This is a genomic window from Devosia salina (genome assembly GCF_019504385.1).
Lineage (GTDB): Bacteria > Pseudomonadota > Alphaproteobacteria > Rhizobiales > Devosiaceae > Devosia > Devosia salina.
This window is the reverse complement of sequence record NZ_CP080590.1, coordinates 3,663,131-3,689,076: the sequence shown is the minus strand read 5'-3', so window position 1 is coordinate 3,689,076 and position 25,946 is coordinate 3,663,131. Positions and strand designations below refer to the sequence as shown.

Genomic DNA, 25,946 nt, shown 5'->3' with positions numbered 1-25,946 from the left:
CGGTTGGACGGGCAACCGTCCGTTCCGTCGGCTTTTGCTGAGCCGGACCCAAGCGGTCCTTGCCCCCTCCTGCTCGGAACGGACATCGATGCCCATCAAGAAAATTCTCGTCGCCAATCGCAGCGAAATCGCCATTCGCGTCTTCCGCGCCGCCAATGAACTTGGCCTCAAGACCGTGGCGGCCTATGCCGAAGAAGACAAGCTGGCCCTGCACCGGTTCAAGGCCGACGAGGCCTATCTGATCGGCAAGGGCAAGGGCCCGGTCGAAGCCTATCTCCAGATCGACGAATATATCCGCATCGCACGCATCTCGGGCGCCGATGCCATCCATCCCGGCTATGGCCTGCTCTCGGAAAGCCCGGAATTCGTCGATGCCTGCGAGGATGCCGGCATCATCTTCATCGGCCCGCGGGCCCAGACCATGCGCGATCTTGGCAACAAGGTTGCCGCGCGCAACATGGCCATTGCCTCGAACGTGCCGGTGGTCCCCGCCACCGAAGCGCTGCCCGACGACATGGACGCGGTCAAGAAGATGGCCGCCGAGATCGGCTATCCGCTCATGCTCAAGGCCAGCTGGGGCGGCGGCGGGCGCGGCATGCGCCGGATCATGGATGAATCGACGCTGGTTCACGAAGTCAGCGAAGGCAAGCGCGAGGCCAAGGCGGCCTTCGGCAAGGACGAGATGTATCTCGAAAAGCTGATCGAGCGCGCCCGGCATGTGGAAGTGCAGCTGATCGGCGACGATCACGGCAACCTCGTGCATCTGTTCGAGCGCGACTGTTCGGTGCAGCGCCGCAACCAGAAGGTGGTGGAGCGCGCGCCTGCACCCTATCTCAGCGACAAGGTCCGCAAGGATCTGACCGACGCCGCGGTGCGCCTCGGGCAGGCGGCGAACTATCGCGGTGCCGGCACGGTCGAATTCCTCATGGATGCCGATACCGACAAGTTCTACTTCATCGAAGTGAACCCGCGCATCCAGGTGGAACATACCGTCACCGAGGAAGTGACGGGCATCGACATCGTCAAGGCGCAGATTCACCTGCTCGACGGCGCCGTGATCGGCACGCCGGAATCGGGCGTGCCGAGGCAGGAAGACATCAAGCTCAACGGCAATGCCATCCAGTGCCGGGTGACCACCGAGGACCCGGAACAGAATTTCATTCCCGACTATGGCCGCATCACCGCCTATCGCGGGGCCACCGGCTTCGGTGTGCGCCTCGATGGCGGTACGGCCTATTCTGGCGCGGTCATCACCCGCTATTATGATCCGTTGCTGGAAAAGGTCACCTGCTGGGCGCCCTCGGCTGACGAGGCCATTGCCCGCATGCATCGCGCCCTGCGCGAGTTCCGTATTCGCGGCGTGGCGACCAATCTGGCCTTCCTCGAAAACATCATCACCCATCCCGACTTCCTCGAGAACCGCTACACCACGCGCTTCATCGACACGACGCCTGATCTCTTCAACTTCAAGCCGCGCAAGGACCGCGCGACCAAGCTTCTGAGCTACATCGCCGACGTGACCGTGAACGGGCATCCGGAGGTCCGCGACCGGCCGCGCCCGCCCGCCGATGCCGCCGCACCGATCGTGCCGGAATTCCCGCCGCTCGCGGTGGTCGAGGGCAGCCGCCAGGTGCTCGATCGTGACGGCCCGGCCGGGCTGGCGAAATGGATGAAGGACCAGAATCGCGTCCTATTCACCGACACCACCATGCGCGACGCGCACCAGTCGCTGCTGGCCACGCGCATGCGTTCGTTCGACATCACCCGCATTGCCCAGGCCTATAGCCGCGGGTTGCCGAACCTCTTCAGCCTCGAATGCTGGGGTGGGGCGACCTTCGACGTTTCCATGCGCTTCCTCAACGAGGACCCGTGGGAGCGCCTCGCCAAGGTGCGCGCCGGGGCGCCCAATATCCTCACCCAGATGCTGCTGCGCGGCTCCAATGGGGTGGGCTACACCAATTACCCGGACAATGTGGTCAAGTTCTTCGTCGCCCAGGCGGCCAAGGGCGGCGTCGACATCTTCCGGGTCTTTGACTGCCTCAACTGGGTCGAGAACATGCGCGTCTCGATGGACGCGGTGATCGAGGCCAACAAGGTCTGCGAGGGCGTGGTCTGCTATACCGGCGACATGCTGGACCCTGACCGGTCCAAATATGACCTCAAATATTATGTTGCCCTGGCCCGCGAGCTGGAAGAAGCCGGCGCCCATGTGCTGGGCATCAAGGATATGGCGGGCCTGCTGAAGCCTGCCGCGGCCAAGAAGCTGATTTCGACGCTCAAGCAGGAAATCGGCCTGCCGATCCACCTGCATACCCACGACACTTCGGGGGCTGCTGCGGCGACCGTGCTGGCGGCGGTCGATGCCGGGGTCGATGCGGTGGACGCGGCGATGGATGCGCTCTCGGGCACCACCTCGCAGCCGACGCTGGGTTCCTTGGTTGCGGCCATGGCCGATACCGATCGCGATCCGGAACTCGACGCCAAGGCGATCCGCCAGATTTCCTTCTATTGGGAGGCCGTGCGCACCCAGTACCGGGCCTTTGAGAGCGATCTCAAGGGCGGTGCTTCGGAAGTCTATCTGCACGAAATGCCGGGCGGGCAGTTCACCAATCTCAAGGAGCAGGCGCGCTCGCTGGGTCTGGAGACCCGCTGGCACGAGGTCGCGCAGACCTATGCCGACGTCAACCAGATGTTCGGCGATATCGTCAAGGTGACGCCCTCGTCCAAGGTGGTCGGCGACATGGCCCTGGCCATGGTCTCGGCCGGCATTACCCGCGCCGATGTCGAGAATCCGGACAAGGACATTGCCTTCCCCGACTCGGTGGTGGGTTTCTTTGCCGGCGATCTCGGCCAGCCGCCGGGCGGCTTCCCGCAGGCGCTGCAGAAGAAGGTGCTCAAGGGCAAGCAGGCGCTGACCGAGCGGCCCGGCTCCTATTTGAAGGATGTCGACCTCGAGGCCGAGCGCAAGAAGATCGCCGAAGAGGTGGGGCAGCCGGTCGATGATTACCGGCTCGCGTCATACCTCATGTATCCAAAGGTCTATTCGGATTTCGAAAAGACCCAGGATCGCTATGGCCCCACCGAAGTGCTGCCTACGCCGGTCTATTTCTATGGGCTCAATGAAGGCGATGAACTGCTGGTCGATATCGAAAAGGGCAAGACGCTGGTCGTCACCTATCAGGGCCGCGCGCCGACCAATGAAAAGGGCGAGGTGCGCTGCTTCTTTGATCTCAACGGGCAGCCGCGCACCATCGTGGTGCCGGATCGGCTCAAGGCCGGCGACGTCAAGGTCCGCGCGAAGGCGGCTGCGGGCGATCCGAAACAGGTCGGCGCCCCCATGCCGGGCGTCATCTCGACCCTGGCGGTCAAGGAGGGCCAGGTGGTCAAGGCCGGCGACGTGCTCTGCTCGATTGAAGCCATGAAGATGGAAACCGCCATCCATGCCGAAGCCGATGGCACGGTGGCGGAACTGCTGATCAAGCCGGGCGACCAGATCGACGCCAAGGACCTGCTAGTGCGGCTGGAGTAGAGGGGTTCTGGGTGACCTTCTACCCGGTCGATCCACGCGTGAGGGTTGCGGAGGTTTCTGACCTTCCGACCCCCTCGGGGGGTGATGCTGCGTTGCGCCTGGTCTGCGATAGTAGCGGCACGGAGCTTGCGTACAACGCGGACGGAGGCACGGACCGGGCGACTGTCACATTCAAAGGTTGTTTGCTTCATCATTTGGGGTGGCCGAATGACGAAGCTCGGCAGGCCCATCCACTAATGGATCATGGCTTGGGGTACTGTGGCGTTTTTGAAGTGAGCAATTCGGGTTGGCTACGATCGGTGGTCGAGGGGAATTCAATCCATCCTGGCCACGGGTCAGCCAATTATGAACGCTTTCGCCACTTCATCTTTGCCTTTGCTGACCAAACATTCGAGTGCCTAGCGGAAAGCTACGATTGTTCAGTCGATCGGGGCGCGGCGCTTTAGCCTCAGCGGCGGCGGGCCTTGCCGTCCACCGTCTTGCCCCGCTGGCCGGCATAGGCCGGCACCGGCAGCCGGCTGACGATCCAGCTCACCATCAGCGGCACCAGCACGATGTCGTCCACCCAGCCGAGAAGCGGGATGAAGTCGGGCAGCACGTCGAACGGGTTCACCAGATAGAAGGCGACAAACAGCGTTGCGGCCTTCAAGTGGACAGGCGTCTCCGGTGCCCAGAAGGCTTTCCAGAGCTGAACGACTTCCTTGCGGAAAAGGACGAGGCGGGAGAGGAGCATGGTCATCATGATCCATAGATGGCCCCGGCCTAGCCTGGTTCAAGATTGGCGGGATCACATTTGTGAGGCCGGCCTTGCCGCCTCACGTCTTGCGCCTTGCGGCCTTGCGCGCTTCGGCCTTGGCCAGGTTCTCGGCCAGCCGCGCCTTAACGATGCGGGCGATCAGGTCGTCCGGGGGCAGGGCGTCGGGCGGAAACTGCAGCGTGCCCTTGGAGGTGCGCCAGGGTGCGATCTCCTCTTCCATGCCTGTGAAGACGGCATTGCCCATGGGAAAGAGCGAACAGTGCTTCTTGAAGGCGCAATAGCTCACCACCGGGCCATGGAAGCCGATGCCCGGCATACCATAGGTGATGATCTCCTCGGCCTCGAGGGCGGCGGCGCGGATGGTCTGGCGCAGATGCGCGATCGCATCCTGGAAGGGCGGTGACAGGCCCGCAATATAGGCGTCGATACTAGCGCTGGCCTGGTCTTGTTCGGGCATGGGCGTCCTCCTTACCCAGGGCGTCACGCTATTGTTCAGTTGCCAGCGTCAAATGGAAGTCCTATCTCGGGGGCACTGGAACAAAGAGGTTTGCACATGGCGGGTCCTTCAGCGCGCAGGCAATCGGTGGGCGTCAATGTGGGCGGCGTCATGGTGGGCGGCGGCGCCCCCGTGGTCGTGCAGTCCATGACCAATACCGACACCGCCGATATCGACGCGACCGTCCGCCAGGTCATGCAACTGGCCCGGGCCGGCTCGGAAATCGTGCGCATCACCGTCGACCGCGACGAGAGCGCCGCTGCGGTGCCGATCATCCGCGACCGCCTGTTGAGCATGGGCTATGACGTGCCGCTGGTGGGCGATTTCCACTATATCGGCCACAAGCTCCTCACCGACCATCCGGCCTGCGCCGAGGCGCTGGCGAAATACCGCATCAATCCGGGCAATGTCGGCTTCAAGGCCAAGCGGGACACCCAGTTCACCACGTTGATCGAGCTGGCGCTGAAATATGACAAGCCGGTGCGCATCGGGGTCAATTGGGGATCGCTCGACGAAGAACTGCTGACGCGGCTGATGGACGAGAACGCGGCTTCGGATGCGCCGATCTCGGCGGCGGCGGTGCAGCGCGAGGCGATCATCCAGTCGGCCCTGCTCTCGGCGGCCCGCGCCGAGGAGATCGGCTTGCCGCGCAACAAGATCCTGCTTTCGACCAAGGTCAGCGACGTTCAGCACCTGATCGCGGTCTATCAGGACCTGGCCGCGCGCTGCGACTATGCCCTGCATCTGGGATTGACCGAGGCGGGCATGGGCTCGAAGGGCATTGTCGCCTCGTCGGCGGCGCTGGGCATCCTCCTGCAGCAGGGCATCGGCGACACGATCCGCATTTCGCTCACCCCTGAGCCGGGCGGCGATCGCACGACGGAGGTCAAGGTCGCGCAGGAATTGCTCCAGACAATGGGTTTCCGCCAGTTCCTGCCGGTGGTGGCAGCGTGCCCCGGTTGCGGACGCACCACCTCCACCACCTTCCAGACGCTGGCCAAGGACATCCAGGACCATCTCAACACCTCCATGCCCGAATGGCGCGAGCGCTATCCAGGCGTCGAGACGCTGTCGGTGGCGGTCATGGGCTGCATCGTCAACGGGCCGGGCGAATCCAAGCATGCCAATATCGGCATCTCGCTGCCCGGCACCGGCGAGACCCCGGCCGCCCCGGTCTTTGTCGACGGCGAAAAGGTCGCGACCCTGCGCGGCGCCGATGTCGCGGAGCAGTTCAAGGTCATGGTCGCCGACTATATCGAGGCCAAGTTCGGCGCAGGGAAGCAGAGCGCGGCGGAATAATTCTGGCGCGAAAGCAGCGCAACTCCTGACCTGCAGACGCCGACAGGCCGCTCACGGTCTGGTGAGGCAGGAACCCTTCTGGACGCGAGGGATTGGCCCTTCACGGGGCGGATCAATCCAGGAGGAAAAAACATGAACCTCGCCAAAACCCTTTGCATCGCGCTGGGCGCAAGCCTGGTCGGGATTATGGCCGCTCAGGCCGCCCAGTCCACAGCCGCCCTCAATGTGCGTTCTGGACCCGGCACCAATTATCGTGTCGTGGATGCGCTCTATGAGGGCGAGAGTGTCGATGTCGAACGCTGCCAGTCCGGCTGGTGTCGCGTCAGCCATAACGGTCCGGACGGTTGGGTTTCAGCGCGCTATCTCACCGATCGTGGCGCCGGAGGCGGCCAGCAGAATTCCAATTCCGGAGCGAGCGTCTCGGGTAATGCAAGCGCAACCGTAGCTCTGAATGTGCGCTCGGGCCCGGGCACCGGCTATCGGGCGGTCGACGTGCTCGATCGGGGTGAACGGGTGCAGGTCGAGCGCTGCCAGTCCGGCTGGTGCCGCATCAGTCACAGCGGCCCCGATGGCTGGGTGTCGGCCCGCTATCTCAGCAATGCCGGTGGCAGCAATGATAGCCGGAATGACGAGCCGGACATCAATTTCAGCTTCAACGTGCCGGGCTTTTCGTTCTCGATCGGCAATGGCGGCGATTTCCGTCCGCGTCCGGGCCGGCCCAGCGGCGAAGTCTGCTTCTATGAGGACGACAATTATCGCGGCGCCAGCTTCTGTGCCCGTCCGGGGCAGCGCGATGCGAGCCTCGGCAATTTCAATGACCGCATCTCGTCCATCCGCGTCCGCGGAGACGCGCAGGTGCAGGTGTGTGAAGACTATAACTTCAACGGGCGCTGCGCCGTGCTGGACCGCAGCCGGTCGAGCCTTGGTGGACGGAACAACGACATCATATCGTCCTATCGCATCCGCTGATCGTAGCGATCCTCAAGAAAGCCAGCCGCACGCGGCTGGCTTTTCTGTGCGCGGTCGAAGGCTTTGGAGTGGGGAGGACGTTGTCAGCCCAGGGTGAGCTTGTCGCGTCCCTCGCGCTTGCTGGCATAGAGCAGGGCGTCGGCGCGGGCATAGAGCCCCTCGAGGTCTTCGCCGTCATTGCAGGTCGTGGCCCCGATGCTGATGGTGACGCTGCCGTCGGCGGCGAGAACGATGTCGCCGATGCGCCGCCGCATGGTCTCGAGAATGGGCCCGGCCTGGTCAAGATCGGTTCCGTAGAGCAGCAGCGCGAATTCCTCGCCGCCCAGGCGGGCCGCCATATCCATGGGGCGGCGGGCGGCATCGCCGATCACCTCGGCCACCAGTCGGAGGGCTTCGTCCCCGGCGGTGTGGCCGAAGCGGTCGTTGAAGGCCTTGAAGTGATCGATATCGACCACCGCCAGCACCAGCCCGTCGCCGGTGCGGCCGGCATGGGCCAGGGCCGCGCTGGCGTGGCGCTGGAACAGGCGCCGGTTGGCCAGGTCGGTCAGCGGGTCGAACTGGGCCTGGTGCTGCAGGATGGCGCCGAGCAGGAACTGGCGGCGGTCGGCATGCTCGCGCAAATAACTGCCCACCGCGCCCACCGGCACGGCCATGGCCATCACGGCCAGCAATGCCGCCTGTCCCTGCCACAGGGATTGGGGAAGGATCGCAAGTCCGGCCAGGGCGGTGAAGCCAACCATGGCGAGGCTGCCCGCCAGCGCCTGGTAGAAGCGCATGCCAAGGGGCAGGAAGGCCGCCATGACCACCACGATCTGCGCCGTCTCGGCCGCTGCTATGCCATTGGCCTTGTAGATCGCCGAGGTCAGCGCCACGCCAAGGCAGAGCAGCAGATAGACCCCCAGCGCCTTCCACTCGAGCAGGTCATGCGCCCGCATCTGCGGCAGGAGACAGCATACCAGCAGCCCCAGCACCACCCAGCGGGCGCCCAGCAGGACCCAGATGTCGGCGGCGGGCGGCCAGCGTCCGTAAAGATCGAGCCGGACGAAATCGAAAACGGCAAAGACCGACCAGATGGTGAGCGCTGCCACCACGATGACCAGCACCGGTCGCCGGGCCTGGGTGATCACCTGTTGCCGGTAGAGTTCCTCGAGTTCGGGCTCGAAGCGCAGCCAGCGAAAGCCGCGCTGCATCTGCCGCTCACAGGCTTCTCCGCCCGCCGTGCCGGAGCCGGTATAGGGCGCTGCTGCGTGGGTGTTGAGCACGGTTCGAGGGCCTCGTAGCGGCCGGACCGGCCACATTCATGGCGCCAACATATCAGCGGGAGCGTTGCGAACGCGTAAAGGCGGCGGCGACGGCCTGCGCCCGGCCCGCCCACGCGGGCGCAGCCGCTATCGCGCGGCGTCCTGCGCCTGCCACTCGGGCAGGGGGAACACCCGGTCATAGGCCCAGTTGAAGAGCAGCGCATAGCCCATGTAGAAAAGCGCGAAGGCCAGGTCCATCAGCAGCGCCTCCCAGAGCGTGATGCCCAGATAGAGCGCGATCAGCGGCATCAGCATCAGCAGGAGGCCGATTTCGAACAGCACCGCATGGGCGATGCGCCAGGGCAGGGACTTGAGCGTCGTGCCGGTCATCGCCTTGAGAGCATGGTCGAAGCCGAGATTATAGACATAGTTCCAGGCCATGGCGACGCTGGCGCTGCCGATGACGATGACGGCGCTGTCGCCGGCATGCAGGTGAAAGACCAGGGCGCCCAAGGGTGTCGCCAGAAGGATGCCGATGACCTCGAAGGCAATGGCGTGGCGGATACGGTCGACAGGGGTGCGCATGGAAGGCTCCATCAGTTCCGGGCCGTCCCGAACGCTGATCCCGTAATGGGGGAGGTCGTCCTCGCTTGCCGGGAAGATATAGAGCTGCCCGCCGGGCCGGGCAAGCGCCTGCCGGCATATCCGCCTTTCTAGGGATGCAGGACAAACACGCCGGAGCGGACGGGCTCCCTGCCGCCCATGTCGGGCACGGCATATTCGGCCAGCAGCGTCAGCCGATCACGCGGCAGGCTGCGCCGGAACGGGTCGCCCACCAGCACCTTGGCGCCACGCCGGGCCGTCTCTGCCAGAATGGGCAGCGTATGGGCGACGACCGCGGCGTCGTAAAAGATGTCGCCGGCCAGGACCACGTCGCTCTCGGGTTGACCCGGTCCATCCCAGAGCGCGATCTCGGCGTGATTGGCGGCCGCATTGAGCTCGAGGGCAATTTGGGCCACCGGGTCGGTGTCGATGGCCCAGACCCGCGCTGCGCCCGCCCGGCTGGCGGCGATGCCGACAAGGCCCGACCCGGCCCCGAAATCGAGCACCGATTGCCCTTTCACCAGTTCGGGATGGTCGCGCAGATACATGGCCAGCACGGCGCCGCCGCCCCAGGCATAGGCCCAATAGGGCGGGGTGTCCTCCAACCCTTCGCTGGCAAGCCAGCCATGCAGGCCGCTCTGCGGGCTGGGCATGTGCAGGGCGATCTCGGGAAAGAAGGGCAGCGGTGTCAATGGCAGGCGCTCGCCGATAAAGGCCCGGGCCCGACCGCTCAGTCCGGTATCTGGCACGCATCCACCCATCTGTTGCCGCAGAGCTGGGACAGGCGCTCGACCGTGAGTTTCACCGAGGAATGGGTGTCGCCGGCAGCCGGTATGACCAGATCATAGATCTTGAGCGAGGCGTCGAGATAGATCGGCAAGGGCGCGGGCAGACCGAAGGGGCAGACCCCGCCCACCTGGTGGCTGGTCAGGCGCAGCACGTCCTCGGCGCCGAGCATGCGTGGCCGGCCGCCAAAGGCGGATTTCGATTTCTGGTTGTCCAGCCGGGCGTCGCCGCGCGTGACCAGGAGGATCTCTTCGCCGTTCACCCGGATGCAGAGGGTCTTGGCAATCTGCCCCGGCTCGACGCTATGAACCGAAGCGGCCAGTTGCACGGTGGCGGTGGAATCGCTGGTGACGATCACCTCCAGGTCGGGCGCGCGGGCGGCAAGGTCGGTGCGGACGGTCTCGAGGCTCATCAGGAAAGTCTTTCGGCAATTGCTTTCAGCACAGGCAGGGCAGGGTGCTTTTTGGCGAGGACGCGGTCACTCACAACAGTTTGGCCAGCCGCTGTTCATAGTCGGCGCGCATCTTGTAGTGCACAGGGGTCTTGAGGACGCGCTGCATCAGTTCGGGCTCGATCTCCCGCTCGCCCTCCAGCGCCAGCAACTGGCTGACGGTGATCCGGTCGCCATCGAAGGGAATGTGCAGCACCGGTTCGCCGGTGCGCACGGTGCCCGGCTCGATGACGCGGCAATAGGCGCCCGGCCGGCCGGCCTTGAAGAACTGCTTCACCCAGGCCGGATTGCCCATGCGGGCGGCAAAGACGCTGCAGGGGGTGCGGTGGGAGGTGACTTCGAGCACGACCTCATCGATCTCGAAGCGGTCGCCGACGCAGACGCTGCGGCCTTCGACGCCGCCAATGGTGAGGTTCTCGCCAAAAGTGCCGGGCACCATCTCGCGCTCAAGGGCCGTGGCCCAATAGTCGTAGTCGTCGGCGAAATAGACATAGACTGCCTGATCGACGCCGCCATGGTGCTTGCGATTGATGATGGCGTCGCCCTCCAGGCCCTGCCTGGTGATGGCCACTTCCACCGCGTCGGGCACGGGTTCCTTGTAGATGCCGGTCATGGTCGACTTGGCAGGGACGGGCCGGGGCTCGCCGATATTGACGCTTTGCAGAATGGCCATGGCCTATTTCTCCCGGCTGGCAAAGAAACGCGCGGTGGCGCGCAGGCCGTCGGCCCGGGGTCCAAACGTGCGAAGGGCCGAAAGGGCTTCATTGACAATTGCGTCGAGCATGGCGCGAGCTCCCTCGATCCCCAGCCGGCCTACGATGGTCTGCTTGCCAAGGGCCGCATCCTTGCCGGTCGCTTTGCCCATGGCCTCGGGGGTAGCGGTGACGTCGAGAATGTCGTCGGCCAGCTGGAAGGCGCGGCCGGCCGCCTCGGCATAGGCGGTGAGCGCGGACAAGGCCCGCGGATCGGCGCCGCCCAGAATCGCGCCCAGGCGCACCGAGGCGCGGATCAGCGCGCCGGTCTTCATGGCCTGCATGGTGGCAATGTCGCCCTCGGAAAAACCGCCCAACTCGCCCTCGATATCGCGCATCTGTCCGCCCACCATGCCGCCGGCGCCGCTGCCGGCTGCCAGCTCGGCCACCAGGCGTATCCGCGTTTCGGCATTGGGGTGGCAGGCAGGGTCGGCCAGCACGGCAAAGGCATGGGTCAGCAGCGCATCGCCCGCGAGGATAGCGGTGGCCTCGTCATAGGCCTTGTGCACGGTCGGGCGACCGCGCCGGAGATCGTCGTCGTCCATGGCGGGCAGATCGTCATGGATCAGCGAGTAGCAATGCACCATTTCGACGGCCAGCCCGGCATTGAGGGCGGCTTCCCGGGGCACCGAAAAGATCGCCGCGGCCTGACGCACCAAGAGGGGGCGCAGGCGCTTGCCGCCTTCCAGACTGCCATGCCGCATGGCGGCGACCACGCGCTCGGCCGCCGGGCCGGGGCCAGAGAGCCGCGCGCCGGAGAGATAGTCGGACAGCCCGGCCTCGATGGCCCGGGCGCAATCGGCGCTGTCTGCGGAAAAGTCATACATGGGCCTGTTGCTAGCCCGGCGACGAGGGCGGAGCAATACCTCATTCCGCCCTGGATCACCCCACCCTCATTCCCCATCAAGGGGAGGGAGGCGCAGGAGCGGGCACCGGTGTTCACCGTCTCCCTCCCCCTTGTGGGGAGGAACCAAGGGTGGGGGTCTTGGCCTTGTCCAAGCTTGCCGTTACACACCCGGCATGGCCCGGCGCAAGAAAACCCTATGGCGGTATGTCCGCATTCCCCTCGGTATCCTCGCCGTATTGATCGCCATTCCGCTGGTGCTGACGCCGCTCTACCTCGTCGTCCAACCGGTCTCGGTGCCCATGCTGGCGCGCCTGCTCACCGGCCAGACGGTCACGCGGGAGTGGCGCGACATCGATGCGATTTCCGATCGCTTGAAGGCGTCGGTGATCCTTTCCGAAGACGGCCAGTTCTGCCGCCACTGGGGTGTCGATCTGGCGGCGCTGAAGGACGAGGTCGAAAACTATCTTGCCGGGCGCGAGACACGGGGTGCCTCGACCCTTACCATGCAGGTGACGCGCAACCTGTTTCTGTGGAACCAGCAGAGCGTGGTGCGCAAGGCGCTCGAAGTGCCCCTGGCCTTCTATATCGACCTGGTCCTGCCCAAGAAGCGGATCATGGAAATCTATCTCAACATTGCCGAATGGGGGCCCGCGGGCGAGTTCGGCGTTGCCGCCGGGTCGCTGCGCGCCTTTGGCCGCGAACCGCAAAATCTCGACTGGCAGACGGCAAGCCTTCTCGCCGTCACCCTGCCCAATCCCGTGGTCCGCAACCCGGCGCGGCCAACTGCCGGTCTGCTGCGCGTCGCGGCAATCGTGGAGAACCGGGCCCGCCAATATGGCGAGCGGGCCAATTGCGTGGGCACCAATGGACAATTGGCGCTCTAGGAAGGATAGAACCGAAATCCGAGCAAGAATCCCCTAGCCAATCCTTTCGTTCTCCTCTATAGACCCCACCAATCCTGACAGAGACGTGTCTCTGGCCGCTTTCGGCGGCGCAACGATTTTGAATTCGGAGTACCGACCATGGCAGTGCCAAAACGCAAGACCTCGCCGATGAAGCGCGGCTTCCGCCGTTCGGCCGACGCAATCGCCAACCCGACCTATGTCGAAGACAAGGATTCGGGTGAGCTGCGCCGTCCGCATCACGTTGATCTCAAGACCGGCATGTATCGCGGTCGCCAGATCCTCGCGGCAAAGAAGTAAGCCGAAAGGCGAGCGGGCGCTGATGCGCTTTTTCTGATATTTCGACGGCCGGCCCCCAAAAGGGTCGGCCGTTTTGTTTTTCCCGCCGCCACGAGAAGCGGCCAACCGGAGCAGAGGCACAGATGAGCACGCGCGTCGAATCGGACACCATGGGCACGATCGAGGTTCCGAACGATAAATATTATGGCGCGCAGACCGCCCGGAGCCTCATGAATTTCGATATCGGCGGGGAGAAGATGCCCACCGAGATCATCACCGCCTTCGGTATCCTCAAGAAGGCGGCGGCGCTGGCCAATCACAAGCTCGGGCTCATGGATGAAAAGACAAGGGACCTGGTGGTTGCGGCCGCCGACGAGGTGATCGCGGGCAAGCTCAGCGATCACTTCCCGCTGGTGGTCTGGCAGACCGGCTCGGGCACCCAGTCCAACATGAATGTCAACGAGGTCATTTCCAACCGCGCCATTGAAATGGCCGGCGGCACCATGGGCTCGAAAAAGCCCGTGCATCCCAATGACCACGTCAATATGAGCCAGAGCTCCAACGACACCTATCCCACCGCCATGCATATTGCGGCGGTCGAGGCGGTGGAGGGCTATCTCTACGAGCGCGTGATGCTGCTGCGCGATACGCTCAACGCCAAGTCCGAAGAATTCATGGATGTGGTCAAGATCGGCCGCACGCATCTGCAGGATGCGACGCCGTTGACCCTGGGCCAGGAGATTTCGGGCTGGGTGGCGCAGATTGACTATGCGCTGGCCGCCATCAAGGCCACCATGCCGCAATTGAAGGAACTGGCGCTGGGCGGCACCGCCGTCGGCACCGGGCTCAACGCGCATCCCGACTATGCCGTCACGGTTGCCGCCGAGATTGCTGCGCTCACCGGTCGCGATTTCAAGAGCGGGCCGAACAAGTTCGCGCTGCTCGCCGGGCACGACGCCTTTGTCGGTACTTCGGGCGCGCTCAAGCAGCTTGCCGTGGCCTTCATGAAGATTGCCAATGACGTGCGCTGGCTGGCCTCGGGTCCGCGGTCGGGCCTCGGGGAAATCACCATTCCGGAAAACGAGCCGGGGAGCTCGATCATGCCGGGCAAGGTCAACCCGACCCAGTCCGAAGCCATGACCATGGTCGTCGCCCAGGTCATGGGCAATGACGCCGCGATTGGTTTTGCGGCAAGCCAGGGCAATTTCGAGCTCAACGTCTTCAAGCCTGTCATTGCCTACAACTTCCTGCAGTCGGTGCGCCTGCTGGCCGATGCGGCAAAGTCGTTCAACGACAATTGCGCCATTGGCATCGAGCCCGATCGCAAGCGTATCAAGCAGCTGGTCGACCAGTCGCTGATGCTGGTGACCGCGCTCAACCGCAAGATTGGCTACGACAATGCCGCCAAGATCGCCAAGACGGCCCACAAGAACGGTTCGACCCTGAAAGAAACCGCCATTGCGCTGGGCCTGCTGACGGCGGAAGAATTCGATGCCGAAGTGAAGCCGGAGCAGATGGTCGGGCCGCTCAAGCTCAAGAAGTAGCGATGGGCTGGGAGGCGCTGGCGCATTGGGGCGACGATGCCGAGCGCGTCGAGCGTCTCAGCGGCGGCGTTGCCAATGATGTGTGGCGCCTGCGCGTCAATGGGCAAATGGCCGTTGGACGCCTGGGGAGACGAAGCGACGCCGATCTCGCCTGGGAAACTACCCTCATGCTGCATCTCGACCGGCACGGGCTAAGTGTGCCGGTCCCCTTGCCCACCCTGGACGGCCGGCTGTTTGTCGGCGGGCTGGTGGTGATGCGCTATGTCGTGGGCGAGCCGCCTGAGACCGAGGCCGACTGGCATAGGGTCGCCGAAACGCTGCGCCAGCTTCACGCGCTGACGACCGACTGGCCGCAGCGCCCCGGCTGGAAATCATCCATTGACCTGCTCACGAGCGATAAAGGCACCAGGATCGATCTCAATGCCATGCCTGCCGAAGGGGTGGCTCGCTGTCGGGGCGCCTGGGCCCGCCTTGCCGGACGGCCCACGGCCGTGGTTCACGGCGATCCCAATCCGCGCAATATCCGCGTGACCGACGAAAGGGTGGCGTTGATCGACTGGGACGAAGCCCATGTCGATGTCCCTGAGCTCGATCTCGACCTGCCCCATAATGCGGCCGGCTTAGCGCCGGCCGAGGCCGACATGGTCGCCCAGGCCTCCGCCGCCTGGGAAGCTGCGGTCTGCTGGAAGGACGACCATGCGGTCAGCCAGCTTGCACTGGTTCGGCCGGCCTGAGTGTCCGGACTGACCGGGGACGGGCCTAGCCTTTTGCAGCCGCCTCGATCTTCGCCACGTCGATCTTGCGCATCTCCATCATGGCGTCGAAGGCGCGTTTGGCGGTCTCGCCGCCCTTCTGCATGGCCTCGGACAGGGCGCGCGGGGTGATCTGCCAATTGATGCCCCACTTGTCCTTGCACCAGCCGCACATGCTTTCCTCGCCGCCATTGCCGACAATGGCGTTCCAGTAGCGATCGGTTTCTGCCTGGTCCTCGGTGGCCACCTGCATGGAAAAGGCTTCCGTGTGCTTGAAGGCCGGGCCGCCATTGAGGCCGATGCAGGGAATGCCCATGATTGTGAATTCCACCGTCAGCACCGCGCCGGCCTTGGTGGACGGGTTGTCGCTGGGCGCCCTGTGCACCGCCGTCACATGAGTGTCGGGAAAGGTTCGGGCGTAGAAATTGGCGGCCTCCTCGGCCTCCGTGTCGTACCAGATGCAGACAATGTTCTTGGCGTTTTGCATTTGTGTTCTCCTCAGATTGCCGGCCGCTTGACCCGGTTCCCTTGCAGTCGGATCAACGGTCCTCAGGACTGCGACGTTTCATGGCGTGCCAATTGAACATGCCTCTTGGCGGTCTTTCTCCCCGGTGGTCCCCTTCCGCCCGTTGTAAAGCTCTGGCATGGTGGCACGAACTGAGCGGAGGCCTGACCCATGAGCGAGACCGTCATCCTGCCAACGGGCCGTGCACAGCACTCGCGCGGCAATGGCTTCATCGTGCCCCTGCTGGTCGTGCCCTTCGTGCTCTACAATCTCGTGGTCTTCCTGTTCTTCGGTGGCAACCCGGTCAATTGGGGGGCGGGCCTGTTCTCCATCCCCATGCCCTCGGGCATGCCCTGGGCCATCACCGCGGGCGATTTCCTGCTCGTGGTGGGCATATTGCTCCTGTTCTTCGAAGTGCTCAAATCCACCAATACGGCGCGCAGCTCGATCATCGAGCATATGCTCTCCATGGTGGTCTTCGTGGCGTTCCTGGTCGAGTTCCTGCTGGTGGGCGCGGCCTCGAGCTCGGTCTTCTTCCTGCTGATGGTGATGAGTCTCATCGATGTGGTGGCCGGCTTCACCGTCTCGATCACCAGTGCCAGCCGCGACGTGTCGATGAACTGACTCGACAGCCCGGCTATTCCCTCAGGCGACGACTGTCTTGCGATAGCCCTGCGGCATGCGGCGCTGGGTGAGGCGTGCGGTCTGTCCATAGGCCCCCACGGCGCCTTCGGCGGTGCCGATGCGACGCGTGCGCTGGATCGGCAAATGGGCGCGGGCGGCGATCAGCTGGCTGACAAAGGCTGCTGTCGGGGCGGAAAAGGCCAGCGAGGGGCGCGCACCGGCGGGGCCCACCAGGACCAGTTCCGTGCGACCTGTCTCGTTCTGTGTCGCTTCTGACATCGCGTGTACCATTCCGGGCCGCCCTGTCCCGAAATGGAACAGAACCCACGGCGCCATACCCGCTTAGGGGCAAGCGCCATGCCAGATGGTAACACTCTGTTAACGAAGTTCGATCCGTCAATGTGATTGGTTCACAGGCAAGTGCACACAAAAAGGGGTCGCCCAAATGAGCGACCCCGTCCTGGTCAGCGTTATGCCGCGTGGTCAGAAATTGTCCTTGCCCTTGCGGATGGCTGCGAACACCTCTGAAGGGTCGGCGCCCTCGAGGCCGTAGTGCCGGGCCAGTTCCGGCATATCGGCGCGCAGGAACGGATTGGCCCTCTTGTCCTCGCCCAGGCTGAAGGGGATGGTCGCCTTGCCGGCGGCGCGCAACTGGTCGACCTCGGCGGCACGGGCCTTGAGCGCCTCGTTGTCCGGGTCAATGGAGAGCGCAAAGCGGGCATTGGACTGGGTATATTCGTGCCCGCAATAGACCAGCGTCTCGTCGGGCAGGTCGCGCAGGCGCTTGAGGCCCGCCCACATCGGCCCGGGCGTCCCCTCGAACATGCGGCCCACGCCCAGCGAGAACAGGGCATCGGCCGAAAACAGATGCCCGCCTTCGCGATTGTAGAACACCACATGGCCCAGCGTGTGGCCCGGCATGGCCATGACCTCGAAGCGGGTTTCGCCCAGGGTGATGGTGTCGCCATCGCCCACCAGTTCGTCCAGCCCCTCGATCTTATCGGCCTCGTCGCGCGGACCGACGACGCGGGCGCCAAAGGCGGCCTTGAGCTCGGGGATGGCCTCGACGTGATCGACATGATGGTGGGTGATGAAGATATCGGTCAGCGTCCAGCCGCGATGCAGAAGGGCGTTGCGGATCGGCCCGGCCTCCGGCGCGTCGATGGCAGCCGTGCGGCCGGTGGCTTCGTCATGTACCAGATAGCCGAAATTGTCGCTGCGGGCGGAAAACACATCCACGATCAGGCCCATCGGTCATCTCCTTTTCTCGATTTGCCTGCAAGCTAGGGAGCGGGCCCGCCAATGACAACCTCGGATTGGACAAGTTCACGCGCCTTTGGCACTGTCCGGCCATGACCAGCGATGTCACCCGCCTCATCGGTTTCTACAAATCCCCGCTCGGGCGCCTGTCGCGGGCGCTGGTGCGCGAGCAGGTGATGGAACTGGCCGGCGACCTCAAGGGCCGCCGCGTGTTGGGGCTGGGCTTTGCGACGCCCTATCTGCGTTTTGCGCTGGAGCCGGCCGAGCGGGTCCTCGCCTTCATGCCCGAACGGCAGGGCGCCTCTGCCTGGCCGCGCGAGGGCCCGTCCCGTACGGTGCTCTGCGACCCGCTGGAAATGCCGCTCACCGATGCGGCCATTGACCTGACCGTTGCCATCCATGCGCTCGAACACGTCGCCGACGCCGAAGAGCTGATGCGTGAGCTCTGGCGCGTCACCGCCCCGAACGGGCATCTGCTGCTGGTGGTGCCGCGCCGCCGGGGCATCTGGGCGCAGCGTGACAACACGCCGTTCGGCCAGGGCAATCCCTATTCGGGCGGACAGCTCGACAAGCTGCTGCGCGACCACAGCTTTGTTCCCGAGGTGTGGCGTGATGCGCTGTTCCTGCCGCCCTTCCAGTCGCGGCTGGTGATCAAATATCCCAGGTTCTTCGAGCGCTTCGGGCGGGTATTCGGCCCGGCCATGAGCGGGGTCATCTGCATCCGCGCCCGCAAGGAGGCCTTCCCCGCTGTTCCGCGCCGCAAGAAGGCCGAGCGCTTTGTGCGCCTGCCGGGGATGAGCACGGCAACGGCGCGCAGCGGCTAGTGCGGGACGGTCGGGAGAGCTACGCTCGAATGGCGGGTGACACGCATCACGGCGTTTGCCGCTGTTATCCCCGCAATCCGATCAGGGCCTTGATGACCGCCTCGCCGTCCGGCGTGTGCCATTCGGCCGGCCCTTGCAGCACCGCCAGTTCGCAGCCTTCCGGGTCAAGCAGAAGCGTTGCGGGCAGGCCGATGGCCACCGCTTCGCGCTTCAGCCGCTCGAATGCCGCAAAGCTGTTGTCGGCATAAAGCGGCAGGTTCTGGAACTGGCCTTCGTCGAGAAATGCCTGGGCCTTTTCGAGCCCATTGGCGCCGATATCGAGATTGATCGGCAGGACCATGAACCGGTCGGAATTGTATTGCGCTGCGATGGCGTCGAGCGCCGGCATCTCCTCGCGGCAGGGCACGCACCAGCTGGCCCAGAAATTGACGAGGAGTGCCTTGCCGGCGAAGTCGGCCACGGTTCGATCGGCGCCGGTCGCGTCCTTGAAGGCCAGGTCGGCATAGCCCCGACCCTCCCCGGTGCCGTTGAGCGCGGCCAGTTCGCCAACGGCGGCGGCGTCGATCACCTGGGCCGCGGCGGCCTGTACCGGACATTCATTGGCGGTGCCGGCATTGCCCAGCATCAGCCATGCCGCTATAGACCCAGCAACGATCACCACCCCCGCCGCGACGGGCACCGCCCAGGCAAAAGCGGATCGGGGGATTCTCTGGCGGGTATTTTCCATGGTGTCTCCGGACAAGGCTCTGAGCAACAAGATGTGGGGCGGTCGCTTCGCCGAGGCGCCCGACGCCATCATGGAGGAAATCAACGCCTCCATCGGCTTCGACCAGCGCCTTTACCGCCAGGATATTGCCGGATCGAAGGCCCATGCGACAATGCTTGAGGCCACGGGCATTTTGACGCGAGACGACCGCGACGCCATCCTCAGCGGTCTAGACGAGGTGCTGGCCGAAATCGAGAGCGGCCGGTTCAAATTCTCGCGGGCGCTTGAAGACATCCATATGAATGTCGAAAGCCGGCTCAGGGAAAAGATCGGCGATGCCGCGGGGCGCCTGCACACCGCGCGCTCGCGCAATGATCAGGTGGCCACCGATTTCCGCCTCTATGTGCGCGACACTATCGACACCCTGGTCGGCCAGATCCGCGGCCTGCAGCTGGGTCTGGTCACCCGGGCGGAGGACGAAGCCGAGACCATCCTGCCCGGCTTCACCCATCTGCAGAATGCCCAGCCGGTGACCTTCGGCCATCACCTGCTGGCCTATGTCGAAATGCTTGGCCGCGATGCCGGCCGGCTCGAAGACGCGCGCAGGCGCCTCAATGAAAACCCGCTGGGCTCGGCGGCGCTTGCCGGCACACCCTATCCGATCAACCGCGACATGACCGCTGCGGCGCTGGGCTTCGACCGCCCGACGGCCAATTCGCTCGATGCTGTCTCGGACCGCGATTTCATCCTCGAAACGCTCGCCGCCGCCTCCATCTGCGCCATGCATCTTTCCCGCTTTGCCGAGGAAATGGTGATCTGGTCCTCGGCCCAGTTCGGCTTCATCAAGCTTTCCGACAAGTTCACCACCGGCTCGTCCATCATGCCGCAGAAGCGCAATCCAGACGCCGCCGAATTGGTGCGTGCCAAGATTGGCCGCATCCTGGGGGCGCTCAATTCGCTGCTGGTGGTGATGAAGGGCCTGCCGCTGGCCTATTCGAAGGACATGCAGGAGGACAAGGAAGTCGCCTTCGACGCCCTCGATGCCCTCTCCCTGTCCCTGGCCGCCATGACCGGCATGGTCAAGGACATGGTGCCCAATCGCGAGCGCATGCATGCCTCGGCCTCGGCCGGCTTTTCGACCGCCACCGACGTCGCCGACTGGCTGGTGCGCGAGCTCAACATTCCCTTCCGTGACGCCCATCACATCACCGGCCAGATCGTGTCGCTGGCCGAGCAGAAGCATTGCGGGCTCGAAGGGCTGACCATCGAGGATTTCAAGCTCATCGATCACCGTATCGACAGCCGCATCCACAAGGTGCTCACGGTCGAGGCCTCGGTCGCCGCCCGCGCCTCCTATGGCGGCACGGCCCCGGCCAATGTGCTGGCCCAGGCGGCGCGCTGGAAAACCGCCCTCACCGGCGAGAGCCACGAACCGCGCCCGCTCAAGGCAAAGAAACATGGCAGCCATGGTGACGGCGGTATTGCCTAGCGCGCGGCCGTGGGCCACGATTCTGCTCCTCCATCTGGGGAGGGGATGCCCGAGGGGCGGGTGAGAGATAGATGCCGAGACGATCCCGACAGATGCGCCTGACTGCCCGTCATGTCGCCTATCTGCAGCCCGAGGAGACCTCCGAGGCCCTTCCCCCGCCGCCACCCGGCCTGCGCGAAGCCACTCCGAATGATCATGCCGCGACCATCCAGACCCTGTTCGATGGCCCCGATCATCACGACGAAACCTGGGTGTTCGCCTATGGCTCGCTGATCTGGAAACCGGCCTGCGACTATGTCGAAATCCGCACGGGCCTGCTGCATGGCTGGCACCGGGCCTTTTGCCTCGGATGGAATACCCGCTTTCGCGGCAGCGAGGACAGTCCCGGCCTGATGCTGGCGCTCGACCGCGGTGGGGCCTGCAAGGGCGCGCTCTATCGCCTGCCGCCCGACCGGCGCGACGATTGCCTCGTCAAGCTGTTCGAGCGCGAAATGGGTTGGTTGCCGACCGCCTTCCCGCCCCGCTGGGTGACGGTGCGGACCGGCGAGCGGGCCATTCGGGCCCTGACATTCTGCATCGACCGTCAATCCGGCCGCTATGTCAGCGGCTTAAGCGAGGCCGAAATCGCCGATGTGCTGGCGCGGGCCGTCGGCACCCGCGGCTCCATGGCCGAATATCTCCATGCCACGGTCGACCACCTGGAGCAGATGGGCATTCACGATCCCTATCTGTGGCGGCTCCAGCATCTGGTCGCGGAGCGTATCGAAGCGGCTTATGAGGCGGATCGATAAGTCTGGCTTTCGTTTTCGCCGCGCTTGGCTTAGGGAAAGGCCGCAACCAGCGGGGCAGAAATGGTTCATCACTTTCAACATCGCGACGGCGTGCTTTTTGCCGAGGACGTCAATCTCAATGACCTCGCGGACAAGGTGGGGACGCCGTTCTACGTCTATTCCAGCGCCACGCTGCGCCGGCATGTCCGGGTGGTGCGCGAGGCCTTTGATGGCATTCCCATGCTCATGGCCTATGCCATGAAGGCCAATTCCAATCAGGCAGTGCTCAAGCTCATGGCCGCCGAGGGTTGCGGCGCCGACGTGGTGTCGCTGGGCGAACTGGAGCGGGCCCTGGCCGCCGGCATTGCCCCGGAAAAGATTGTCTTCTCCGGGGTCGCCAAGACCGCCGCCGAAATGCGCCGGGGTCTCGAGGTCGGCATCAAGTGCTTCAACCTCGAAAGCGAGCCCGAACTGGAGCGACTCTCGCGGGTCGCGGGAGAAATGGGCAAGACCGCCCATGTTTCGGTCCGCATCAATCCCGATGTCGATGCGCGCACCCATGCCAAGATCTCGACCGGCAAGTCCGAGAACAAGTTCGGCATCCCCTTCAAGCGCGCCCGCGACGTCTATGCCCGCATTGCCGAACTGCCCAATGTCAAGGCGGTGGGCGTCGACATGCATATCGGCAGCCAGATCACCGACCTCGAGCCCTTCGGCAATGCCTTTGGACTGATGGCCGAGCTGGTCGCGGCGCTGCGTGCGGATGGCCATGAGATCGAGCATATCGATGTCGGCGGGGGGCTCGGCATCCCCTATAATCACGACCAGGAAGCCCCGCCCCACCCGGAGGCCTATGCCGCCGTCGTCCGCGACAAGGTCGGGCAACTGGGCTGCTCGCTGGTCATCGAGCCGGGGCGGCTGCTGGTGGGCAATGCCGGCATCCTGGTCACCCGGGTTGAATATGTGAAGGAAGGGGCGAGCAATTTCATCATCGTCGATGCGGCGATGAATGACCTGATCCGCCCCACTCTTTATGAAGCCCATCACGACGTTGAACTGGTGAACCAGTCCAATCTACCTCCGATCACCGGCGACATTGTCGGGCCTGTTTGCGAGACCGGGGACTATCTGGCCAAGGGTCGCACCATACCCGGGGTCAAGGAGGGCGACCTGCTGGCCGTGATCAGCGCCGGCGCCTATGGGGCGGTCATGGCCTCGACCTACAATTCGCGGCCCTTGATCCCCGAAGTGCTGGTCGATGGCGATCGCTGGCATGTCGTCCGCCCGCGCAAGTCGCTTGCAGAGCTGATCGCTCTCGACAGCGTGCCCGACTGGCTTTGAGGCCTACTGGCCCTGCGACTGCCGGGCGAGCGACACCACCTCGACCGGCCGACCATTGAGAGCGTCGTCCACCTTGGCCAGCAGATCGGCCAGGGTGAAGGGCTTGGCGATAACGTCATAGATGAGCGCGTCGAGGCCGTGGGCGCGCTCGCGCTGGTCGGCAAAGCCGGTCATCAGCACGATGGTGACGTCGGGATAGGCCGCGCCGACATGGAGGGCCAGCGCGATGCCGTCCATGACCGGCATCTTGATGTCGCTCAGCAACAGGTCGAACCGGCCACCTTCGGCGTCCATGGTCTCGGCGGCGAGCCCGCCATCGTCTTCGGCCACCACCTCATGGCCCTTCATGGTGAGGGCGCTGACGACAAAGGCACGGACCGAGGGATCGTCTTCGGCAACGAGGATGCGGGCCATGGGCGCCCTCCTAGTGATGTTCGCCCGCTGCCGGCACCGGCGCATGGTCCGGTTCGGCGGCTGGCTCGTGAGGATCGGCGGCCGGGGCCGCATCGGTATGCGCCGGAGGCGCGGAATGGTTCGGTTCGGCCGATGCCGGCGGGGTTTCGCCCGCGGGTGCTGGTGCGGCCGCATCCGTCTTTCGCTCGCCCGCACCCGCGCCCATGCCGGCAAAGCTCAGGCGGACACGCACCGCCTCGCTGGGCGGCAACGACAGCCTGGTGTCAAAGGTTGCGCGTTCACCCGCCATCAGGTCCCGCACCCGCGGCATGACACTCCACTCATAAACGGCGTGTCCGGACGCATCGAGCAGGCTGATCACGACCGGCGGTACAGGTACCGGGCGCGACGAGCGCCCGACGATCTGCGCGGACACGGTCAGCACGTCATTGCCACCGGAAAGCGACTTGAGCGTGGCGAGGTCGGAAAAGTCCAGGCCCACGACATTGACCCCGAGCCCGACCGCCTCATAAAGCCCGGCCAGGTCCGGATAGCGCTCCACGATCTGCTCCCGGCCGAACCAGGCGCCCCCGACCAGTCCGGCCAGCATCACCACGCCGGCAATGCGCGCGGCCCGGCGCAGCCGCGCCAGCGGCAGGCTGGAAATCATTGCGTTCTGGCGTCGCAGGAAGGCCGTCTGCTGTTTCTGCAGCTCGGCGGCGTCGATCCCGGACAGGGGCCCGGTCGCGGCCGGCATCGCCTTGCCGCTGGCAGCGGCTGCGGCGCTTTCCTCGGCCGCCATGGCCTCGTCCAGCGCATCCTCGGCCAGTGCATCGAAAATCCGGTCCGCCTGTTCGGTGTCCTGGCCCTTGGCGGGTTTTGCCGGCTCGGGCGCCGTTGCGTCCTGATTCCAGGCGCGGTGGCAATGGGCGCACTGAACCTTGCGGCCAGCCGAACCGATGGCCTCATAGGTCACCTGGTACTTGGTCTGACAATGCGGACAGGTGATGATCATCAGGCGGCGCGCAATTCCCGGAATGGTTGCCGACCCTATCCCTGCCGGGGTTAAAACTCCTCAAACCGGGCCGCGATCAAAATTGTGCCGCTTTCCCACGGCCAAAAGCGGCCCCATGCCGCTGGGCGGCGCCCGCGCTGCTATGATGCGGAAAAGGCTGATTCGCCTTCATGCCGCCAAAGCCAACGGACGAGCTGGGGAGCACCCGTTCTTGATCGAGTTTTCCGATGTGGGCCTGCGCTACGGCAACGGCCCCGAGATTCTGAGGGATCTCACCTTTTCCATCGAGCCGGGCTCGTTCCACTTCCTGACCGGACCATCCGGCGCCGGCAAGACCAGCCTGCTGCGTCTGCTGCTCTTGTCCATCAAGCCGAGTCGCGGCCGCGTCACCATGTTTGGCGAGGATGTGGGCAATCTCGATCAGGACAGCCTGCTGCAGATGCGCCGGCATATCGGCATCGTGTTCCAGGAGTTCCGGCTCCTTGATCACCTGACCACCTTCGAGAATGTGGCCCTGCCACTGCGTGTCCTGGGTCAGCCCGAGAGCGAATATCGGCCAAACGTCATCGAGCTGCTTGAGTGGGTGGGGCTGGGCGAGCGCATGCATGCCCTGCCGACCCTGCTGTCGGGGGGCGAGAAACAGCGCGCCGCCATTGCCCGTGCCGTCATCGCCCGTCCCAAGGTGCTGCTGGCCGACGAGCCCACCGGCAATGTCGATCCGGACCTGTCGAGCCGCCTGGTGCACCTGTTTGCCGAGCTCAATCGCACCCTGGGCACCACCATTATCCTGGCGACCCACGAACTGCCCTTGCTCGATCGCTTCCCCTATCCGCGCATGGTGCTCAACAAGGGGGAGCTGACCATCCATGATTAGGCAAATGCTCTCCCTTCTGCCCCGGCGCGGCGGCGCAGCCCCCATCGTGCCCGAAAAAAGCGTGGCCGGCCGCACCTTGCTGCTGCTCATCACCATCATGGCCTTCCTCTCGGCGGTGACACTGGGCGGGGTGGTCCTGGTGCAGAAATCGGCTATTGCCTGGTCTGCCGATGTGGGCCGCGAGTTGACCATCCAGATCCGGCCGGTCGAGGGCGAGGTGATGGAAAGCAACCTGCGCACGGCGGTGTCGCTGGCCCAGTCTACCCCTGGCGTGGCCAGCGCGCGGGCGCTGACCATCGAGGAAAGCCAGGCCCTGCTCGAACCCTGGCTGGGGGCCGGGCTCGACCTTTCGGCCATTGCCATCCCACGCCTGGTCGTGGTGCAGCTGTCTGACCCGGCCGAGGCCGATACCGAGCAATTGCAGCGCAATCTCTCGGCCATCAAGGGTGCCAGCCTCGACACCCATGCCGCCTGGCGCCAGCAGCTCAACACCATGGCCGGTACCGTCGTGCTGTCCGGGCTCCTGGTCCTCGGCCTGATCGGCGTCGCCACGGTTCTTGCCATCATCTTCGCCACCCGCGGCGCCATGGCCAGCAATCGCGAAATCGTCGATGTGCTGCATTTCATCGGCGCCTCCAACAAGTTCATTGCCGGGGCGTTCCAGGGCCGGTTCCTGTCGATCGGCCTGCAGGGTGGCTTTCTCGGGGCTATCCTTTCCATCCTGTTCTTCCTGCTCATCGGCACGGCCGCGGGCAGCGTGCTCCCCAGTGAAGCGACGGCGCAGGTCGGAGTGCTGTTCGGCCAGTTCCTGCTCGGGTGGGACGGCATGGTGTTCATCCTGGCCGTCGTGCCGGTGATCGCGGCGCTGACGGCGGTGACGTCGCGGATGACGGTGCGCCGCTATTTGAGCGAAGCATCGTGACGCCGCGGCCTCGCCA

The 25,946-nt window shown here is 64.8% G+C and carries 28 protein-coding genes; 14 read left to right on the top strand and 14 right to left on the bottom strand.

What is annotated here, in order from left to right:
• Nucleotides 1-88 precede the first annotated feature (88 nt).
• Nucleotides 89-3,529, top strand: coding sequence for a pyruvate carboxylase (gene pyc, locus K1X15_RS18135; RefSeq protein WP_220304978.1), 3,441 nt, complete (start codon nt 89-91; stop codon nt 3,527-3,529).
• A 448-nt stretch (nt 3,530-3,977) separates the two neighbouring features.
• Here the strand turns inward: pyc and K1X15_RS18130 are convergent, their stop codons facing one another.
• Nucleotides 3,978-4,271, bottom strand: coding sequence for a YkvA family protein (locus K1X15_RS18130; RefSeq protein WP_220304977.1), 294 nt, complete (start codon nt 4,269-4,271; stop codon nt 3,978-3,980).
• Between the two features lie 73 nt (nt 4,272-4,344).
• Nucleotides 4,345-4,743: an iron chaperone gene (locus K1X15_RS18125; protein ID WP_220304976.1), complete on the bottom strand. Its 399-nt coding sequence runs from the start codon at nt 4,741-4,743 to the stop codon at nt 4,345-4,347.
• A 96-nt stretch (nt 4,744-4,839) separates the two neighbouring features.
• On the opposite strand from K1X15_RS18125, the gene ispG reads away from it, so the two are divergent.
• Together ispG and K1X15_RS18115 are read left to right on the top strand one after the other, a co-directional pair.
• Nucleotides 4,840-6,081, top strand: coding sequence for a flavodoxin-dependent (E)-4-hydroxy-3-methylbut-2-enyl-diphosphate synthase (gene ispG / locus K1X15_RS18120; RefSeq protein ID WP_220304975.1), 1,242 nt, complete (start codon nt 4,840-4,842; stop codon nt 6,079-6,081).
• Between the two features lie 132 nt (nt 6,082-6,213).
• Nucleotides 6,214-7,050, top strand: a complete 837-nt coding sequence (locus K1X15_RS18115) for an SH3 domain-containing protein (RefSeq protein WP_220304974.1) — start codon at nt 6,214-6,216, stop codon at nt 7,048-7,050.
• 83 nt (nt 7,051-7,133) lie between these two features.
• On the opposite strand, the gene K1X15_RS18110 is transcribed toward K1X15_RS18115, so the two are convergent.
• From K1X15_RS18110 to K1X15_RS18085, 6 genes are all read right to left on the bottom strand, one after another.
• Nucleotides 7,134-8,312: a GGDEF domain-containing protein gene (locus K1X15_RS18110; RefSeq protein WP_220304973.1), complete on the bottom strand. Its 1,179-nt coding sequence runs from the start codon at nt 8,310-8,312 to the stop codon at nt 7,134-7,136.
• Between the two features lie 126 nt (nt 8,313-8,438).
• On the bottom strand, nt 8,439-8,876 hold the full coding sequence (locus K1X15_RS18105) for a PACE efflux transporter (RefSeq protein WP_220304972.1): 438 nt from the start codon (nt 8,874-8,876) through the stop codon (nt 8,439-8,441).
• A gap of 128 nt (nt 8,877-9,004) precedes the next feature.
• Nucleotides 9,005-9,643 carry a class I SAM-dependent methyltransferase gene (locus K1X15_RS18100; RefSeq protein WP_240549551.1) on the bottom strand — a complete coding sequence of 213 codons (639 nt, stop codon included), beginning with the start codon at nt 9,641-9,643 and terminating at the stop codon, nt 9,005-9,007.
• A complete protein-coding gene (locus tag K1X15_RS18095) occupies nt 9,625-10,092 on the bottom strand; it encodes a YbaK/EbsC family protein (protein ID WP_220304970.1) in 468 nt (155 codons plus the stop codon). Before K1X15_RS18095 ends, K1X15_RS18100 begins: the two co-directional genes overlap by 19 nt.
• 70 nt (nt 10,093-10,162) lie before the next feature.
• Complete coding sequence (locus tag K1X15_RS18090) at nt 10,163-10,804, bottom strand: MOSC domain-containing protein (protein WP_220304969.1); 642 nt, start codon at nt 10,802-10,804, stop codon at nt 10,163-10,165.
• A gap of 3 nt (nt 10,805-10,807) precedes the next feature.
• Nucleotides 10,808-11,710: a polyprenyl synthetase family protein gene (locus tag K1X15_RS18085; protein WP_220304968.1), complete on the bottom strand. Its 903-nt coding sequence runs from the start codon at nt 11,708-11,710 to the stop codon at nt 10,808-10,810.
• 193 nt (nt 11,711-11,903) lie between these two features.
• On the opposite strand from K1X15_RS18085, the gene K1X15_RS18080 reads away from it, so the two are divergent.
• The 4 genes from K1X15_RS18080 (at nt 11,904) to K1X15_RS18065 (ending at nt 15,189) form a co-directional block, all read left to right on the top strand.
• Entirely contained in the window at nt 11,904-12,614 is a 711-nt protein-coding gene (locus K1X15_RS18080) for a biosynthetic peptidoglycan transglycosylase (RefSeq protein WP_220304967.1), read from the top strand.
• 138 nt (nt 12,615-12,752) lie between these two features.
• Nucleotides 12,753-12,932, top strand: coding sequence for a 50S ribosomal protein L32 (gene rpmF, locus K1X15_RS18075; protein WP_220304966.1), 180 nt, complete (start codon nt 12,753-12,755; stop codon nt 12,930-12,932).
• A 122-nt stretch (nt 12,933-13,054) separates the two neighbouring features.
• Entirely contained in the window at nt 13,055-14,455 is a 1,401-nt protein-coding gene (fumC, locus tag K1X15_RS18070; RefSeq protein WP_220304965.1) for a class II fumarate hydratase, read from the top strand.
• A 2-nt stretch (nt 14,456-14,457) separates the two neighbouring features.
• Nucleotides 14,458-15,189 (top strand): phosphotransferase enzyme family protein, encoded by a 732-nt coding sequence (locus tag K1X15_RS18065; protein WP_220304964.1) that lies wholly within the window; start codon nt 14,458-14,460, stop codon nt 15,187-15,189.
• Between the two features lie 25 nt (nt 15,190-15,214).
• On the opposite strand, the gene K1X15_RS18060 is transcribed toward K1X15_RS18065, so the two are convergent.
• Nucleotides 15,215-15,694: a VOC family protein gene (locus K1X15_RS18060; RefSeq protein ID WP_220304963.1), complete on the bottom strand. Its 480-nt coding sequence runs from the start codon at nt 15,692-15,694 to the stop codon at nt 15,215-15,217.
• A 189-nt stretch (nt 15,695-15,883) separates the two neighbouring features.
• On the opposite strand from K1X15_RS18060, the gene K1X15_RS18055 reads away from it, so the two are divergent.
• Complete coding sequence (locus K1X15_RS18055) at nt 15,884-16,336, top strand: hypothetical protein (protein ID WP_240549550.1); 453 nt, start codon at nt 15,884-15,886, stop codon at nt 16,334-16,336.
• A 21-nt stretch (nt 16,337-16,357) separates the two neighbouring features.
• Here the strand turns inward: K1X15_RS18055 and K1X15_RS18050 are convergent, their stop codons facing one another.
• Complete coding sequence (locus K1X15_RS18050; RefSeq protein ID WP_220304962.1) at nt 16,358-16,615, bottom strand: hypothetical protein; 258 nt, start codon at nt 16,613-16,615, stop codon at nt 16,358-16,360.
• Nucleotides 16,616-16,819: 204 nt separating this feature from the next.
• Complete coding sequence (gloB, locus tag K1X15_RS18045; protein WP_220304961.1) at nt 16,820-17,587, bottom strand: hydroxyacylglutathione hydrolase; 768 nt, start codon at nt 17,585-17,587, stop codon at nt 16,820-16,822.
• Between the two features lie 101 nt (nt 17,588-17,688).
• On the opposite strand from gloB, the gene K1X15_RS18040 reads away from it, so the two are divergent.
• Complete coding sequence (locus K1X15_RS18040) at nt 17,689-18,420, top strand: class I SAM-dependent methyltransferase (RefSeq protein WP_220304960.1); 732 nt, start codon at nt 17,689-17,691, stop codon at nt 18,418-18,420.
• 64 nt (nt 18,421-18,484) lie between these two features.
• Here the strand turns inward: K1X15_RS18040 and K1X15_RS18035 are convergent, their stop codons facing one another.
• Entirely contained in the window at nt 18,485-19,147 is a 663-nt protein-coding gene (locus K1X15_RS18035) for a TlpA family protein disulfide reductase (protein ID WP_220304959.1), read from the bottom strand.
• A gap of 19 nt (nt 19,148-19,166) precedes the next feature.
• On the opposite strand from K1X15_RS18035, the gene argH reads away from it, so the two are divergent.
• The 3 genes from argH to lysA all read left to right on the top strand — a co-directional run bounded on the left by argH (nt 19,167) and on the right by lysA (nt 22,726).
• Nucleotides 19,167-20,615 (top strand): argininosuccinate lyase, encoded by a 1,449-nt coding sequence (argH, locus tag K1X15_RS18030; protein WP_220307604.1) that lies wholly within the window; start codon nt 19,167-19,169, stop codon nt 20,613-20,615.
• Nucleotides 20,616-20,686: 71 nt separating this feature from the next.
• Nucleotides 20,687-21,406: a gamma-glutamylcyclotransferase gene (locus K1X15_RS18025; protein WP_220304958.1), complete on the top strand. Its 720-nt coding sequence runs from the start codon at nt 20,687-20,689 to the stop codon at nt 21,404-21,406.
• 60 nt (nt 21,407-21,466) lie between these two features.
• Nucleotides 21,467-22,726 carry a diaminopimelate decarboxylase gene (gene lysA, locus K1X15_RS18020; RefSeq protein WP_220304957.1) on the top strand — a complete coding sequence of 420 codons (1,260 nt, stop codon included), beginning with the start codon at nt 21,467-21,469 and terminating at the stop codon, nt 22,724-22,726.
• 3 nt (nt 22,727-22,729) lie between these two features.
• Here lysA and K1X15_RS18015 read toward each other — a convergent pair whose 3' ends face one another.
• Nucleotides 22,730-23,140, bottom strand: coding sequence for a response regulator (locus tag K1X15_RS18015; protein ID WP_220304956.1), 411 nt, complete (start codon nt 23,138-23,140; stop codon nt 22,730-22,732).
• Nucleotides 23,141-23,150: 10 nt separating this feature from the next.
• Nucleotides 23,151-24,134, bottom strand: a complete 984-nt coding sequence (locus K1X15_RS18010; protein WP_220304955.1) for a DUF3426 domain-containing protein — start codon at nt 24,132-24,134, stop codon at nt 23,151-23,153.
• 211 nt (nt 24,135-24,345) lie between these two features.
• On the opposite strand from K1X15_RS18010, the gene K1X15_RS18005 reads away from it, so the two are divergent.
• Together K1X15_RS18005 and K1X15_RS18000 are read left to right on the top strand one after the other, a co-directional pair.
• A complete protein-coding gene (locus K1X15_RS18005; protein WP_220304954.1) occupies nt 24,346-25,008 on the top strand; it encodes a cell division ATP-binding protein FtsE in 663 nt (220 codons plus the stop codon).
• Entirely contained in the window at nt 25,001-25,930 is a 930-nt protein-coding gene (locus K1X15_RS18000; protein ID WP_240549549.1) for a cell division protein FtsX, read from the top strand. The genes K1X15_RS18005 and K1X15_RS18000 overlap by 8 nt, the downstream gene beginning before the upstream one ends.
• Nucleotides 25,931-25,946: the final 16 nt, after the last annotated feature.